Here is a 15,165-nt window from a genome sequence, read left to right as displayed (position 1 = left end):
GGGGGGGGGGGGGGGGGGGGGGGGGGGGGGCCCCCGCCCCCCCCCCCCCCCGGGTTCGGGAAGGGGCGGGGTTGGGGAGCCCCCGGCAGGGCCGAGGTCGGCCCGCGAGTGGTTATCCCGCTAGTCCACCCCCGGACGGGGCACTATGACTGGGTGACTGGCGTCAGGTCGTCGTCTCAGCGACCGGGCACCCCGGGTGCGGCAACCCGGGCGGCCCGAGCACTGGGCCGCGCCCTGCACCTCCCGTTCACGGGCACGGCGAAGGGCATCCGCAAGGCGACCCACGCCCACGGAGCGGGCGAGTCGGGCCTCGGAAAACTGATCGAGCTGCACGCGGTGAACGGCGCGGGCGACGTGATGATCACGATCGCGCTCGCGTCGACGGTGTTCTTCTCGGTGCCGACGGACGAGGCAAGGGGCCGGGTCGCCCTGTACCTGGCGATCACGATGGCCCCGTTCACGCTCCTCGCCCCGGTCATCGGCCCCCTACTGGACCGCCTCCCGCACGGCCGCCGCGCGGCGATGGCGGGCGCGATGCTGGCGCGGGCGCTGCTCGCGCTGATGCTGTCGGGCGCGGTGGTGACGGGCGGCCTGGAGCTGTATCCGGCGGCACTGGGCGTCCTGGTGGCGTCGAAGGCGTACGGCGTCGTCCGCAGCGCCGTCGTACCCCGCCTGCTGCCACCGGCCTTCTCCTTGGTGAAGGCGAACTCCCGGGTGACCCTGAGCGGCCTCCTGGCCACGGGCGTGGCGGCGCCGATCGGCGCGGGCCTGCAGGCGCTGGGACCGCGCTGGCCGCTGTACGGGGCGTTCGTCCTGTTCGTCACGGGCACGGTGCTTTCGTTCACGCTGCCCCACAAGGTGGACTCGGCGAAGGGCGAGCGCAAGGCGCTGCTCGTCGCCGACGAGGAGCATCTGCACCTGGCCCGCGCCCGGGACCGCGAGGACACCTCCCGAAGACGGCGCCTCGGTCTGCGTACCGTCGGCCCGTCGGTGACGCACGGCCTCGTCGTGAACGCCGCGCAGCGCGGGCTCTCCGGGTTCCTGATCTTCTTCCTCGCCTTCCTGCTGCGCGAGCATCCGCTGGCCGGGCAGAGCGCCGCGGTGTCGCTGGGCATAGTGGGCGTGTCGGCGGGCGCGGGCAACGCGCTCGGCACGGCGGTCGGGGCGTGGCTGAAGGCCCGGGCCCCGGAGATGATCATCGTGACGGTGGTGGCGGTCGTCCTGGGGGTGGCGGTGTGCGCGGCCGTGTTCGTCAGCCCGGTGGGCATCGCCGCGCTCGCGGCGGTGGCGGGTTTCGCGCAGGCGCTGTCGAAGCTGTCGCTGGACGCGATGATCCAACGGGACGTACCGGAGGAGGTACGGACGTCCGCGTTCGCGCGGTCCGAGACGTTGCTGCAGATGGCGTGGGTGGTGGGCGGCGGCATCGGCATCGCGCTGCCGCTCAACGGCACGCTGGGCCTGTGGGTGGCGGCGGGGATCATCGCGGTGGGCTGGGTGCCGACGGTGAAGGGGCTCCTGGCGGCGGCACGCAGGGGCGGCGCCCGGCGCCCCCGGGTCGCCTGACCCGCACCGCCGCTCCGCCACACCCGCGCACCCGCGCACCCGCGCACCCGCGCACCCGCGCACCCGCGCACCCGCGCACCCGCCCGACCCCACCGCAGGTGGCGGCACGCCGCACCCACCTCGCAGACGTCACCCCGGCGCCCGATAGCCTTCCGCCATGACCTCCCTGGTACCCCGCTCGGCGCGTCGCCGCCGCACCGTCGCCGCTCTCGGCGCCGCCTCCGCCGGACTTCTCGTCCTGTCGGCCTGTGACAAGCCGACGCCGCTGGCCACCGTGACGGTCGGCAGCGACTCCGTGCACTCCGAGGCGTCCTGCTACAACGACGGCAAGGAACTGACGGAGTCCGAGGTTCAGGACTGCCTGAAGGACAAGAAGGACATCAAGTCCATCACCGTCGACCCCGACGAGAAGGTCCGCTTCGGCGTCGACCCGGAGATCGCCGACAAGGGCTGGACGCTCCTGATGAACGGCCGGCCGCTGACCGAGGCCAGCAAGAAGACGTACGTCGTCATCCCGGGCAGCGTGTTCTTCAACCAGCAGTACGGCGGCAGCGGCAACACCGCCACGGTGAGCCTGCTCGAAGGCGGCAAGGCCGAGGGCGGTGCCAAGGCCACCGGCCTGTGGTCGTTCAAGTTCAAGAAGGACTCGGACGCCTGACCGGGACCGCACCACGGACCCGGCTTCCGGGCCCGCGCGTCCTGATCGCCACCGCGGTCCCCGCCGAGCGGGACGCGGTGGCGTCCGGCCTGCCCGACCCCTCCGGCGGTGACCCCGCCCCCGTCGTCGACCTCCTCGTCGTCGGCGTCGGACCCGCCGCCGCTGCCGCCGCCACCGGCCGCGCCCTTGCCCTCGCCGCCGCGGCCGACGCCCCCTACGACCTGGTCGTCTCCGCCGGAATCGGCGGCGGCTTCCAGCCCGGCGCCCCCGTCGGCTCCCTCGTCGTCGCCGACGCCGTCACCGCCGCCGACCTCGGCGCCGAGACGCCCGACGGATTCCTGCCCGTCACCGACCTCGGCTTCGGCCGGGTCACCCACCTGCCCCCGCCCGCGCTCGTGAGCGCCCTGGCCGCCGCCACCGGCGCCGCGGTCGGCCCCGTCCTGACCGTCTCCACCGTGACCGGCTCCGCCGCCCGCGCCGACGCGCTGCGCGAGCGCCACCCCGGCGTCCTCGCCGAGGCCATGGAGGGCTTCGGGGTCGCCGAGGCCGCCGCCCTGTACGGGCTTCCCGTCGTCGAGGTCCGCGCCGTGTCCAACCCGGTCGGCCCGCGCGACCGGGACACCTGGCGGATCGGGGCCGCGCTGGCCGCGCTGACCGGCGCGTTCGGGAAGTTCACGCCCGTACTCGGGAAGCTCGCGCCCGCACTGGAGAGTTGGAAAAGGCATGACTGACGCCCCGCCCCGGTCCCTGAAGATCGCCTACTCGCCCTGCCCGAACGACACCTTCGTCTTCGACGCGTGGGCACACGGACGGGTGCCCGGCGCCCCCGAACTCGACGTCACCTTCGCCGACATCGACATCACCAACGGCCTCGCCGAGCGCGGCGCCGCCGGGTTCGACGTCCTGAAGGTGTCGTACGCCGTCCTGCCCTACGTCCTCGACGAGTACGCGCTGCTGCCCTGCGGCGGGGCGCTCGGGCGGGGGTGCGGGCCGCTGGTCCTGACCCGGGAAGCCGGGGCCGACCTGACCGGGAAGACCGTCGCCGTCCCGAGTGAGAAGTCGACCGCCTATCTCCTCTTCCGGCTCTGGGCCGCGGACGTCCTGCCCGGCGGGGTCGGCGAGATCGTCGTCCTGCCCTTCCACCAGATCATGCCCGCGGTGCGGGACGGGAAGGTGGACGCGGGGCTCGTCATCCACGAGGCGCGGTTCACGTATCAGGACTACGGGCTGCACAAGCTTGCGGACATGGGCGAGCACTGGGAGGAGGTCACGGGGCTGCCCATTCCCCTCGGTGCGATCATCGCTCGGCGGGCGCTCGGGGAGGGGGTTCTGCGGGAGTTGGCTGCTGCGGCGCGGGCGTCCGTGCGGATGGCCTGGGAGGATCCCGAGGCGTCCCGGCCCTATGTGCGGGAGCATGCCCAGGAGATGGACCCCGCCGTCGCCGATCAGCACATCGGGCTTTACGTCAACGAGTTCACCGCCGACCTGGGTGAGGACGGGTACGCGGCCGTTCGTGGGCTCCTCACGCGGGCGGCGGCCGAGGGATTGGTGCCCGCGCTTCGCCCCGGGGCGCTGGCGTTTCCGTGACGGGTGGAGGCCCTGCCGGGGGCTCCCCAATCCCGCCCCTTCACCGAAACTGGGGCTCCGCCCCAGACCCCGCTCCTCAAACGCCGGAGGGGCTGGAAATCTCGCCGGTGCGGCACAGTTCCAGCCCGCCCCGGCAAGGTTTTAGCCCGTCCGGCGATTGAGGACGAGGCGCGGAGCGCCGACAAGCGGGGGGCCGGGGGCGCAGCCCCCTGGGGGTGACTACACGTCCAGCTGGTCCGCCACCGCCCGGAGGAGACCTGCGATCTTCGCGCCCGAAGCCTTGTCGGGGTAGCGGCCCTTCTCCAGCATGGGTGTGATGTTCTCGAGCAGGGTCGTCAAATCCTGGACGATGGACGCCAGTTCGTCCGGCTTGCGCCGCTGCGCCGCGGCGACGGACGGCGTCGGGTCGAGCAGCGTCACGGAAAGGGCCTGATCCCCCCGCTGCCCGGCGACCACGCCGAATTCCACGCGCTGGCCGGGCTTGAGGGTGTCGACGCCGTCGGGCAGTACGGAGGAATGCACGAAGACGTCGCCGCCGTCGTCGCGGGAGAGAAAGCCAAAGCCCTTCTCGCTGTTGAACCACTTGACCTTGCCGGTAGGCACGTGAAGTCCTCGTCCTCGTACTCGTCGTCGTACTCGTCTGTGCCGCGACGCGTTCCGGCGGACGGGTCGGTCCGGCCCGCCGGGCGTAAACGGCTCTGGATAGCAGTACAGCGGGTCGCCCCGACCCGCCGGAACCAAGACTATGGGTCCCCGGGCCGGTGACAAGACGTCCCCGGTTTCTTCCTACGCGCTGGGAACTACCCTGGTCCGGTGCGTGACAAAACCCAAGCGAATTCCACCGGACCGGGCGACGGCCTCGTACGGATTGGCGCGATCGTTTTCTTCGTCGGCGCCGTGGCCACACTGGTCACGGTGGCACCGCTGTTCCTCGGCGGCGACACTTTCCCACCCATCGCGTACGCGGTCTGCATGCTGATGGGAGCGGGCTTCCTCATCGCGGGCGCGGGCGTGCTGCGCGGTATCGCGGTGCAGCGGCGTCAGGCCAGGTCGGCGACGGAGCCGTCCGCCCGGTAGGCCGCGAGCCAGGCGGGGAACAGGGTCAGGTCGTCGAGTACGACGTCGGCGCCCGCCGCGCGCAATTCCGCTGCGTCACACGGACCGGTCGCCACCGCCACGGACAGCGCGCCCGCCGTACGCGCGCCGCGTACGTCGCCGGTGTGGTCGCCGACGTACACCGACGCCCCCTGCTCGGTCAGCGCCTCCGCCTTCCGCTCCGCCCACAGGTCGCCTATGACCGCGTCCACGTCGAGGGCCAGGTGCTCCAGATGGAGCTTCGCGTTCGGCTCGAACTTGGCGGTCACGACCAGGGCGCGGCCGCCCGCGGCGTGCACCGCGTCGACGGCCTCGCGGGCTCCGGGGAGCGCGGGCGTCGCGGTGATCGCGTATGTGGGATACATCTCACGGTAGAGCGTGGCCATGGCAGCGACACGATCGGCTGGAAACCAGTGCTTCAACTCCTCCTCAAGAGGCGGTCCGAGCCGGGTGATCGTCAGGTCCGCGTCGATGTACGTCCCCGTACGCGCCGAAAGCTCCAGGTAGCAGGCGTGGATGCCGGGCCGGGAGTCGATCAGCGTCATGTCGAGGTCGAAGCCGACGGTGAGGGGAGCGGTGGTCCGGTCAGTCCGTGAGGTCATGGGGCCATTGTGCCGAGGGCCGCGAGCCCCGGGCAGGGACCCCGGCCCCGCTTAGACTTAGCCAAGCCTTACCAGCCTCTGTGCACCCCTGCGAAACGAACCCCTGCGAAACGAGCCCCAGCCGATGCGTGTGTCCGTCAGACGGGCTGTCGCGATGACGGCGGCCGTCGTGGCCCTGCTGCTCGCGGTCCTGTTCAGCCTCGCCGTCGGCGCCCGCGCGATCGCGCCCTCCGCCGTACTCGACGCCCTCCTGCACGGCGGGCACAGCGACGCCGCCGAGGTGATCCGGGAGCTGCGGGTGCCCCGCACCGTCATCGGCGTGATGGTCGGCGCCGCCCTCGCCGTCGCCGGCACCGCCCTGCAGGGCATCACCCGCAACCCCATCGCCGACCCCGGCATCCTCGGCATCAGCCAGGGCGCCTCCGTCGGCGTCGTCCTCGCCATCGCCTACGCGGGCGTGCACACCCTCACCGGCTACGTCTGGTACGCCTTCGCGGGCGCCGGGATCGCCTCCGTCGCCGTGTACGCCATCGCCAGCAGCGGGCGCGGCGGCGCGACGCCCGTCAAACTCGCCCTCGGCGGCGCCGCCATCAACGCCCTGCTCGTCTCCGTCACCACCGCCGTCCTCACCACCAAGGCCTCCGCCCTGGACGAGTTCCGCTTCTGGCAGGTCGGCTCACTGTCCGGCCGCGACGCCGACATCGCCGCCCAGATCTGGCCCTTCCTGCTCGTCGGGCTCCTCCTCGTGCTCTCCGTCGCCCGCGGCCTCGACGCCCTCGCGCTCGGCGAGGACGTGGCCAAGGGCCTCGGCCAGAAGGTCGCGACGGTACGCGTCGTGGGCGGCCTCGGCGCCACGGTCCTCACCGCCGTCGGCGTCGCCGCGGCCGGGCCCATCGCCTTCATCGGACTCGCCGTCCCCCACATCGCCCGCGCCGTCATCGGCAGCGACCACCGCTGGGTCCTCCCCCTCGCCGCCCTCCTCGGCCCGGTCATGCTCCTGGTCTCCGACACCGTCGGTCGCGTCGTCTTCCCCCCGAGCGAGGTCCCGGCGGGCGTCATGACGGCGCTGATCGGGGTCCCGTTCCTGGTGACCCTGGTCCGCAGGAAGGCGGTGGCGGCGTGAGTCCCACGTCCTCAGGCGGCTCCCGTTTTGGGCAGGCGTTCCGCATGGCGGAACGGGTGGGCAAAACCCCCGGTGCCGGGCGCCCTTCACGCGTCCGTCCAGCCGGTTACGGCGTACTCCGCTTCGGGCAAGCGAACTTCCTCGTCCACCGCCGCTCCGCCGCAGTCGCCCTGGCCCTCGGCCTGACCCTCGCAGCCGCCTGCCTGGCCTACCTCTGCATCGGCGAAACCTTCGTACAGCCCCTGGAAGCCGTGAAGGTGATCCTCGGCCAGCCCTCCCCCGACGAACTGGTCGTGGGCACGCTGCGCGAACCCCGCATGGTGGTGGGCCTCCTGGTCGGCGCGGCCTTCGGCGTCGCGGGCGCCCTCATCCAGACGGTCGCCCGCAACCCCCTGGCCAGCCCGGACATCATCGGCATCAGCCAGGGCGCGAGCGCGGTGACGGTGGGGGCGATGACGTTCGGCGTGACGTCGTACACGCTCCTGCCGTACCTGTCGGTGGCGGGCGGCATCCTCGCCGCGCTGCTCGTGTACGTGTTCGCCTGGCGAGGCGGCCTGCACGCCACCCGCTTCGTCCTGATCGGCATCGGCTTCGCGATCGCGCTCCGCTCGGTCACGACGCTGTTCATGACGAAGGGCGACTACCTGGTCGCGCAGCAGGCGCAGATCTGGATGACGGGTTCGCTGAACGGCCGCGGCTGGCCGGAGGCCGACCCGCTCGCCCTGACCCTGCTCGTACTGCTCCCGTTCGTGGCCTGGGCGGCCCGCGCCCAGCGCACGGCGGCGATGGACGACGACACGGCGACGGCCCTGGGCGTGCGCCTGGGCCGGGTCCGCTTCGGCCTTGTCCTGCTCGGCGTGGTGCTGGCCTCCGTGGCGACGGGCGCGGCGGGCCCGGTCGACTTCGTGGCCCTGCTCGCCCCGCAGATCGCCCGCCGTCTCACCCGCACCGCCCAGATCCCGCTGCTCAGCTCGGCCCTCCTGGGCGCCCTGATCGTCGTCCTCGCGGACCTGCTCGCCCGGAAGCTGTTCGCGCCGACGGAGCTGCCGGTGGGCGTCCTGACGGCTGCCGTCGGAGCCCCGTATCTGATCTGGCTCATCATCCGCAGTCGTTCCGTACGCAATGGAGGCACCGCGTGACCGCCCCCGCCCCCGCCACCACGGCGGCCGCCCGCCTCACGGCCCGCGAGCTGACCCTCGCGTACGAGGACCGCACCGTCGTACACGACCTGGACCTCGCGATCCCCGACGGCAAGGTCACCGTCATCGTCGGCCCGAACGCCTGCGGCAAGTCCACGACGCTGCGGGCCCTCGGGCGGCTCCTGAAGCCCAGGGGCGGCTCGGTGCTGCTCGACGGCGAAGCCCTCGCGAAGCTGCCGACCCGGCACATCGCCCAGCAGGTCGGGCTGCTCCCGCAGACGCCCGTCGCCCCCGAGGCGATCACCGTCGGCGACCTGGTGGCGCGCGGCCGCCAGCCGCACCAGCGCTGGTGGCAGCAGTGGTCCGACGCCGACGAGACCGCGGTGACCGAGGCGATGGAGCGCACCGACGTGGCGGCGCTCGCCGAGCGGTCCGTGGACGAGCTGTCGGGCGGGCAGCGGCAGCGCGTGTGGATCGCGATGGCGCTCGCGCAGCAGACGGACATCCTGCTCCTGGACGAGCCCACGACCTACCTGGACATCTCCCACCAGGTCGAAGTCCTCGACCTGGTGCGCCAGTTGGCCGCGCCCGCGCCGGAGGGCGACCGGGGCCGGACGGTCGTGGTCGTGCTGCACGACCTGAACCAGGCGGCCCGTTACGCCGACCACCTCGTCGCCATGAAGGAGGGGCGGGTGGTCGCCCGCGGAACGCCCGCGGACGTCGTCACCGCGGAACTCGTGGGTGAGGTCTTCGGGCTCGACTGCGTGGTCGTCCCCGACCCGGTGACGGGCTCGCCGCTGGTCGTGCCGGGCGCGCCCTGGCAGCCGTCGGCCTCCGGGAAGTCAGCGGCTCCCGCCGGTCCTTCGGCCCCCACCGACCTTCCCACGGACAAGAAACCACCCCTCGACGAAAGGCCCACGTCATGACTGGTTTCCCCCGCCGCACCGCTCTCCCCCACCGCACCGCTCTCCCCCGCCGTCGCGCCCTCGTCCCGTGCGCCCTCGCGCTGTCCGGCGCCCTCGCCCTCACCGCCTGCGGGTCCGACTCGGACGACTCCGACGGCGGCTCGGGCTCGGGCAAGACGCACACCGTGAAGACCGCCATGGGCGACGTGAAGGTGCCGGTCGAACCGAAGCGGGTCGTCGTGCTCGACACCGCCGAGCTGGACTCCGCGATCACCCTCGGCGTGAAGCCGGTCGGCGCCACCCACGTCGAGGCGGCGGGCGAGTTCCCGGGCTATCTGCCGAAGGACGAGGTCGCGGGCATCAAGGACGTCGGGGAGATGCTGAACCCCAACATGGAGGTCATCGCCGGGCTCAAGCCCGACCTGATCCTCACGTCCAAGATCCGGCACGGGGCGAAGTACGACCAGCTCAAGAAGATCGCGCCGACGGTGATGACGGAGACCACCGGCCACCCCTGGAAGGAGAACTTCCAGACCCACGCCGACGCCCTCGGCAAGAAGCCCGAGGCGAAGAAGGCCGTCGCCGACTACACCGCCCACGCCGAGAAGGTCACGAAGGCCGTCGGCGGCCCCGCGAAGGCCAAGGCGACCGAGGTCAACGTCGTCCGCTTCGTGGAGGGCGCGGACATCCGCGTGTACGGCGAGCAGACGTACATCGCCACCCTCCTCAAGGACGTCGGGCTCGGCAGGCCGCCGCTGGCGAAGAAGGCCAAGGACGGGTTCTCGTACGACCTGAGCCCCGAGAAGATCGACATGGCCGACGCGGACGTCATCTTCCAGTCCACGTACGGCGATCCGGAGAAGTCCAAGCAGACGCAGACCGTGCGGAGCGGGCTGTGGAAGAACATGGAGGCCGTGAAGTCCGGCAACGTCCATGTCGTCGACGACGAGTTGTGGATCCAGGGCATCGGCTACACGGCCGCAGCGAAGATCCTGGACCAGATGCAGGCCGACCTGACGAAGTAGCCCTCCGGGCGGGCACGGGGTCGACTCCCGGGCGGGCGCGGGCCGGGGCCTGCCCGCCGGGGGCGGCCCCTAATCCGCCGACGGCCGTTGTCGCTGCGACCTCCACACCAGGAAGAGCGCGGAGGCGACGGCCGCACCGCGGACCACCCACGGCCAGGTGTCGGCCACCGCCTCGTTCATGTGCCCCTTCACGATGGGCTCGCCCCACTTGCCCTGCGAGCGGCCCCACAGCCAGGCGACACCCGACGCGATGGCGAGGCCCGGCACGACGAACACGCCGACCTTCCGCTCGGCCGGGCTGAGCTTCCGCGAGAACCAGGCGAGGACCCAACCGCCCGCCAGCGCGAACCAGTTGCCGATGACGGCGCCGACGACGAGCGCGATGGCCGCGAGCAGGGGGACGGGGTTGGCGAGGGCCCGGGCGAGGCCCGCCTTGGCGTTGCCGCCCTTCGCCACCGGGGCGGGCTCGTCCTCCTCGGCGGTGTCCTCCTCGGGGGCGGCCTTCGCGGCGGGCGGGAGCAGTCGCCGCAGCCCTCTGCGCGGGGCCGCCTCGACGGCCCCGTCTTCCTCCTCCGCCTCCCCTTCCTCCGCCTCCTCGTCCTCGTAGACCTCTTCGTCGTCGTACTCGTCCTCTGCGTCCTCGGCGTACTCGGCCCCCGTCGCGCCGGGCCCCCGCTTCGCCATGTTCACCGACGGCCGCCGCAGCATCTCGGGGATCTCCACCCCGCCGACGAAGCCGTGCACGGTGTCCTTGCCCGCCGCGGGTGAGCTGTCGACGCGCCACCAGTCCGGCTCCAAGTCGGCTCCCGTGACGCCCAGTTCGTCCGTGCCCGCGAGGTGCGGGGGCGTGGGGCGGGGGTCGGGGGCGGGCGGCGGGGCGGCCGGGCGGCGCCGGGCGGGGCGGTCCTTCGCCGGGCGGGCGGGACGGGCCGGGCGGTCCTTCGCGGGGCGCGCGGGGCGGGCCGGGCGCTCGGTGGCGGGCGGTTCGGGCACGGGCCGCGCGGAGCTGTCCGGGGCCGCGGGGCGCTCCGTCGCCGGGCGCAGGCGTGGCCGGGGGACGACCCGGCGCAGGCGGCTCGTCTGGGGTTCCGCGCGCTGTTCGGGGATGGCGGCGCTGACGTCGTCGGGGTTGTCGGCCGCCGCGTCGACCAGTTCGTCGGGGGTGCCGAGGCCGTCCAGGATGCGGCGGATCGCGGCGGGGCTGTCGGCGGCGCCCGCGCGGCGGCGGTCGATCTCGCCGCGCAGCCCGGAGACGAGCCGCATCCGGGTGCCGGACGGCAGTTGGCGCTGCTGAGCCACGTCGCCGACGCGGCTCAGGTAGTCGAAGACGAGCTGGTCGCTCTCGATCCCCACGAAGTTCCCTCCGGGGCTGCGGTGTTGTGGGCCCGGACCTCGACGTTACCGTGATCCGCGGCCTCCGGCGCCCCTGCCCCTGGGGCGGCCGCACCGCACCGGCCGTCCCCTCTTCTGTCACAGAACATCGACAGCGCCAACCGGACACACGTGTTCCCCGTTCTTGTAGGGCAGTTCGAGAGCTTCTGTTCGCTGCCCGCCTTCTTCTGTTCGCTGCCCGCTTTCTGTTCGCTGTGCGCCGTACGCCGCTGTCCGCACCAAGCCGAGGAGACACCCGCCATGACCGCGACACCCCCTTCCCTGTTCCGGCGACTTCGTGGCCGCGCCACGGGGCTCGCCGTGGCCGGCGCGGCCCTGGCCCTCGCCGCCCCCGTCGTGGTGACCGCCACGGCCGGTCAGGCAGGTGCCGCGGCCGACCCGACCTCCGCCCTGAAGTTCACCTCCGCGGAGCGCAAGGCCGCCCTCGCGTACTGGACCCCCGCCCGGATGAAGGCCGTCGGCAGGTCCGTGGACCTCGGCCCGACAGGACCGAAGGCCAAGCCGTGGCAGGGCCCCAAGCTCAAGACCGTGGGCCGCCTGTTCTTCGTCAACGCGAGCGGCGCCGACACCTGGTGCACGGCCACCGCCGTGAAGAGCGCCAACCGCTCCGCCGTGATGACCGCCGCCCACTGCGTGCGCCGGGGCTCCTCCCCCGTGAACACCAACATCGACATGGTCTTCGTCCCCGGCTACCACGAGGGCAAGGCGCCCCACGGCGTGTTCGCGGTCCGCCAGGCCATCACCCCGCGCGCCTGGGAGACGGACTCCACCGACGACATGGCCACGCTGGTCGTCGACCCCGACAAGAACGGCAAGAAGCTCACCGACGTCGTGGGCGCCCGCGCCGTCGCCTTCGGCCGACCCGTCGGCGGCACCGTCTCCGCCCTCGGCTACTCCGCCACCCGCCCGCAGCGCGGCGAGTCGCTGCTGCGCTGCGTCGGTACGGCGAAGAAGGAGCACGGCACCCAGGCCATCCCCTGCGACATGTCCGGCGGCGCCAGCGGCGGCCCCTGGTTCGCCGACTTCAAGGCGAGCACCGGCCGCGGCACCCTGATCTCGGTCAACAGCGCGCTGGACTCCCTGGAGCCGACCAAGATGTACGGCGAGGTGTTCGGGAGCCTGGCCAAGAAGGTGTACGACCGGGCGCAGAACGCCTGACGCGGCGGCGCGGGGCCCTGACCGGCCCTCGCGCCGCGCACGGCGCCGCGCCCCCGCACGGTGCGGCGCGGGCGCCCGCCCCGGCCCGGCCCGGCGGGCGACCCGCTACCGTGGCGAGGATGAGCACCCCGGACGCCCCCCGTTCCCTGGCGGAAGCCCTCCGGGCGAGCGACGACGCGGCGATGGTCGCGTTGTTGCGGACCCGGCCGGACCTCCTCACGCCGGTCCCGAACGACCTCACGCAGCTCGCGACGCGCGCGGGCACGCGGGCGTCCGTCGTGCGCGCGCTCGAACGGCTCGACCGGTTCGCACAGCAGGTCGCGGAGGCCCTTGCGGTGGCGGGGGATCCGGCGACGTATGCGGAGTTGCTGGGGCTGCTGGCGGGGGATGACGGGGCGGACGCGGCGCGGGCCGACGCGGCGGACGTCGACGCGGCACGCACCGCCACCACGACAGTCGCCGACGCGGCACGCACCACCACCGTCGCCGACACAACAAGTGCCGACACGACAGGCGCCGACGCGGCCTCGGTGCGGGGCGCCCTCGACCGGGCCCTCGCCACCCTGCGCGGGCAGGCACTCGTGTGGGGCGGCGACGACCGGCTCCGCCTGGTCCGCACCGCCCGCGAACTGCTCGCCCCCACCCCGCAGCGGCCGTCCCCGACGGGGCTCGGGCCGACCGTCGCGGAGGCGATGGCGGGGATGTCGCCGGGGCGGGTGCAGAGCCTGGTCGCGGCGGCGGGGCTCGCCGCCACGCACGACGCGGTGTCGGCCGTGGGGGCGCTGACGGCGCTGTTCACCGACCGCGAGCGGATGGCGGCGCTCCTGGACGAGGCGCCCGCCGAGTCCGTGGAGGTCCTGTCGCGGCTCGTGTGGGGGCCGCCGTACGGCCAGGTCACCGCCGAACCGGCGGCGCACCTGCGCTGGCTGATCGACCGGGGGCTGCTCCTGCCGACCGCGCCCGGCACCGTCGTCCTGCCCCGGGAGGCGGCCCTGCATCTGCGCGGTGGGCGCGCCCACCGCGTACTGGAGGCGACCGCACCGCCCGTCGAGGCTGCGCGCGAACACCGTCCACAGGTTGTGGACGCGACCGCCGCGGGCCAGGCGCACATGGCGCTCGCCACCGTCGAGGAACTCCTCAAGGACTGGGACGAGGGCGGGCCCGCGGTGCTGCGGGCGGGCGGCCTGAGCGTGCGCGACCTGAAGCGGACCGCGGTGGCCCTGGACGTGCCGGAACCGCAGGCCGCGTTCTGGGTGGAACTCGCGTACGCCGCCGGGCTGCTCGCGGCCGACGGCGAGGCCGACGAGCGGTACGCGGCGACGCCCGGGTACGACACCTGGCAGGAGCTGCCCGCCGCCGAGCGCTGGGCCCGCCTCGCCACGGCGTGGCTCACCGCGACCCGCACGGCGGGCCTGGTCGGCGGCCGCGACTCCAAGGACCGCACGCTGTCCGCACTCGGCCCCGGCCTGGACCGCTCCGCCGCCCCCGAGGTGCGCCACCGCGTCCTGACCCTCCTCACCGACCTCCCCGAGGGCTCCGCCCCCACCCCCGAATCCCTCCTGGCCCGCCTCCGCTGGGAACGACCGCCGGGCGTGGGCGCCTCCGACCTGCGGTCACGCCTGGCCACCTGGACCCTGACCGAGGCGGAACTCCTCGGCGTGACGGGCCGAGGTGCCCTGTCGTCCCACGCCCGCGCACTACTGGCCGTGGGCCTGGACCAGCCTTCCCCGCCGCTCCGCGGCGGCCGTCCCACCCGCCCACCCGTTCACCCTGGGCCGCAGGGTGGGGCGGGGGCCGATGGGGGTCCGGCTGGGCCGCAGGGCGGGGCGGAGGCCGATGGGGGTCCGGCTGGGCCGCAGGGCGGGGCGGAGGCCGGTGCCGTTCGCCCTGGGCCGCAGGGCGGGGCAGGGACCGGTGGCGACGCGGCGAAGGCACGCGAGGCGGACGCTGCGCGGCTCCTCGCCCCCCTCCTCCCCGACCCCCTCGACCACGTCCTCCTCCAGGCCGACCTCACCGCGGTTGCGCCGGGGCCCCTCCAGCGGCCCCTCGCCGACGCGCTCACCGTGCTCGCCGACGTCGAGTCGAAGGGCGGCGCGACCGTGTACCGGTTCACGCCGGGCTCCGTGCGGCGGGCGCTCGACGCCGGGCAGAGTGCGTCCGACCTGCACGCCTTCCTCGCCGCGCACTCCCGTACGCCGGTCCCCCAGCCGCTCACGTACCTGATCGACGACGTCGCCCGGAAACACGGCCACCTGCGCATCGGCGCCGCGTCCGCGTACGTGCGCTGCGACGACGAGGGCGTCCTCAACGAGATCCTCGCCGACAAGCGCGCCCAGGGCCTGCGCCTGCGCCGCCTCGCCCCGACCGTCCTCGCCACCCAGGCCGACCCGGCCGCGCTCCTCGACGGCCTGCGCTCCCTCGGCTTCGCCCCGTCCGCCGAGAGCGCCGAGGGCGACGTCCTCATCACCCGCGCGCACAGCCACCGCACCCCGCCGCGCACCCCGCCGGAGCCGGTCCCGGACGGCCCGCCGCTGCCCGACACCACCCTCATCGACGCCGCCGTACGCGCCATCCGCGCCGGCGACCTGGCCTCCACGACCCCCCGCAAGACCGCTACCCCTGGCACCCCCAGCACCGGCGAACTCCCCCGCACCACCCCCGCCGAGACCCTCGCCACCATGCAGGCCGCCGTCCTCACCGGCGAGGCCCTCTGGATCGGCTACGTCAACGCCGAGGGCGCCGCCAGCCAACGCGTCATCGCCCCCGTCCGCGTCGAGGGCGGCTTCGTCACGGCCTACGACCACACGGCCGACGAGGTCCGCACCTACCCCCTGCACCGGGTCACGGGGGTCGCGGAACTGGCGGACGACTGAGGGGCCCGGCCCGCACACGTCCGGGATCATCGAAAGAGTGAACGC

At 73.9% G+C, this 15,165-nt stretch carries 14 protein-coding genes; 11 read left to right on the top strand and 3 right to left on the bottom strand.

Going from position 1 to position 15,165, the window contains the following annotated elements:
• The first annotated feature begins 153 nt into the window (after positions 1-153).
• From ACFVHO_RS17975 to ACFVHO_RS17960, 4 genes are all read left to right on the top strand, one after another.
• The gene (locus ACFVHO_RS17975) at positions 154-1,563 is read left to right on the top strand and encodes an MFS transporter (protein ID WP_385715002.1); all 1,410 of its coding nucleotides are present in this window, start codon (positions 154-156) and stop codon (positions 1,561-1,563) included.
• A 157-nt stretch (positions 1,564-1,720) separates the two neighbouring features.
• Positions 1,721-2,221, top strand: coding sequence for a DUF2771 domain-containing protein (locus ACFVHO_RS17970; protein ID WP_385714999.1), 501 nt, complete (start codon positions 1,721-1,723; stop codon positions 2,219-2,221).
• Positions 2,185-2,952: a futalosine hydrolase gene (locus ACFVHO_RS17965; protein ID WP_385714996.1), complete on the top strand. Its 768-nt coding sequence runs from the start codon at positions 2,185-2,187 to the stop codon at positions 2,950-2,952. The genes ACFVHO_RS17970 and ACFVHO_RS17965 overlap by 37 nt, the downstream gene beginning before the upstream one ends.
• On the top strand, positions 2,945-3,808 hold the full coding sequence (locus tag ACFVHO_RS17960) for a 1,4-dihydroxy-6-naphthoate synthase (protein WP_385714993.1): 864 nt from the start codon (positions 2,945-2,947) through the stop codon (positions 3,806-3,808). The genes ACFVHO_RS17965 and ACFVHO_RS17960 overlap by 8 nt, the downstream gene beginning before the upstream one ends.
• Positions 3,809-4,027: 219 nt before the next feature.
• Here ACFVHO_RS17960 and ACFVHO_RS17955 read toward each other — a convergent pair whose 3' ends face one another.
• Entirely contained in the window at positions 4,028-4,411 is a 384-nt protein-coding gene (locus ACFVHO_RS17955; RefSeq protein WP_030363393.1) for a cold-shock protein, read from the bottom strand.
• Between the two features lie 210 nt (positions 4,412-4,621).
• Between ACFVHO_RS17955 and ACFVHO_RS17950 the strand changes: the two genes are divergently transcribed.
• Positions 4,622-4,885: a hypothetical protein gene (locus ACFVHO_RS17950; protein ID WP_385714990.1), complete on the top strand. Its 264-nt coding sequence runs from the start codon at positions 4,622-4,624 to the stop codon at positions 4,883-4,885.
• Here ACFVHO_RS17950 and ACFVHO_RS17945 read toward each other — a convergent pair.
• On the bottom strand, positions 4,849-5,505 hold the full coding sequence (locus ACFVHO_RS17945) for an HAD family hydrolase (protein ID WP_385714987.1): 657 nt from the start codon (positions 5,503-5,505) through the stop codon (positions 4,849-4,851). The genes ACFVHO_RS17950 and ACFVHO_RS17945 overlap by 37 nt on opposite strands.
• Positions 5,506-5,629: 124 nt before the next feature.
• On the opposite strand from ACFVHO_RS17945, the gene ACFVHO_RS17940 reads away from it, so the two are divergent.
• Genes ACFVHO_RS17940 through ACFVHO_RS17925 form a run of 4 tightly spaced genes read left to right on the top strand, consistent with a single transcriptional unit; the run spans position 5,630 to position 9,697 of the window.
• Entirely contained in the window at positions 5,630-6,628 is a 999-nt protein-coding gene (locus ACFVHO_RS17940; protein WP_385714984.1) for a FecCD family ABC transporter permease, read from the top strand.
• A 44-nt stretch (positions 6,629-6,672) separates the two neighbouring features.
• Entirely contained in the window at positions 6,673-7,767 is a 1,095-nt protein-coding gene (locus ACFVHO_RS17935) for a FecCD family ABC transporter permease (protein WP_385714981.1), read from the top strand.
• Complete coding sequence (locus ACFVHO_RS17930; RefSeq protein ID WP_385714978.1) at positions 7,764-8,693, top strand: ABC transporter ATP-binding protein; 930 nt, start codon at positions 7,764-7,766, stop codon at positions 8,691-8,693. Before ACFVHO_RS17935 ends, ACFVHO_RS17930 begins: the two co-directional genes overlap by 4 nt.
• A complete protein-coding gene (locus tag ACFVHO_RS17925; RefSeq protein ID WP_385714975.1) occupies positions 8,690-9,697 on the top strand; it encodes an ABC transporter substrate-binding protein in 1,008 nt (335 codons plus the stop codon). Before ACFVHO_RS17930 ends, ACFVHO_RS17925 begins: the two co-directional genes overlap by 4 nt.
• Before the next feature lie 69 nt (positions 9,698-9,766).
• On the opposite strand, the gene ACFVHO_RS17920 is transcribed toward ACFVHO_RS17925, so the two are convergent.
• Entirely contained in the window at positions 9,767-11,050 is a 1,284-nt protein-coding gene (locus tag ACFVHO_RS17920) for a hypothetical protein (RefSeq protein ID WP_385714972.1), read from the bottom strand.
• A gap of 279 nt (positions 11,051-11,329) precedes the next feature.
• On the opposite strand from ACFVHO_RS17920, the gene ACFVHO_RS17915 reads away from it, so the two are divergent.
• The gene (locus ACFVHO_RS17915) at positions 11,330-12,247 is read left to right on the top strand and encodes a trypsin-like serine peptidase (RefSeq protein WP_385714969.1); all 918 of its coding nucleotides are present in this window, start codon (positions 11,330-11,332) and stop codon (positions 12,245-12,247) included.
• Positions 12,248-12,366: 119 nt separating this feature from the next.
• Complete coding sequence (locus ACFVHO_RS17910; protein ID WP_385714966.1) at positions 12,367-15,120, top strand: helicase-associated domain-containing protein; 2,754 nt, start codon at positions 12,367-12,369, stop codon at positions 15,118-15,120.
• Positions 15,121-15,165: the final 45 nt, after the last annotated feature.

It is taken from the genome of Streptomyces sp. NPDC127108, assembly GCF_042677545.1.
GTDB lineage: Bacteria > Actinomycetota > Actinomycetes > Streptomycetales > Streptomycetaceae > Streptomyces.
This window is presented reverse-complemented; position numbering and strand designations above follow the sequence as displayed.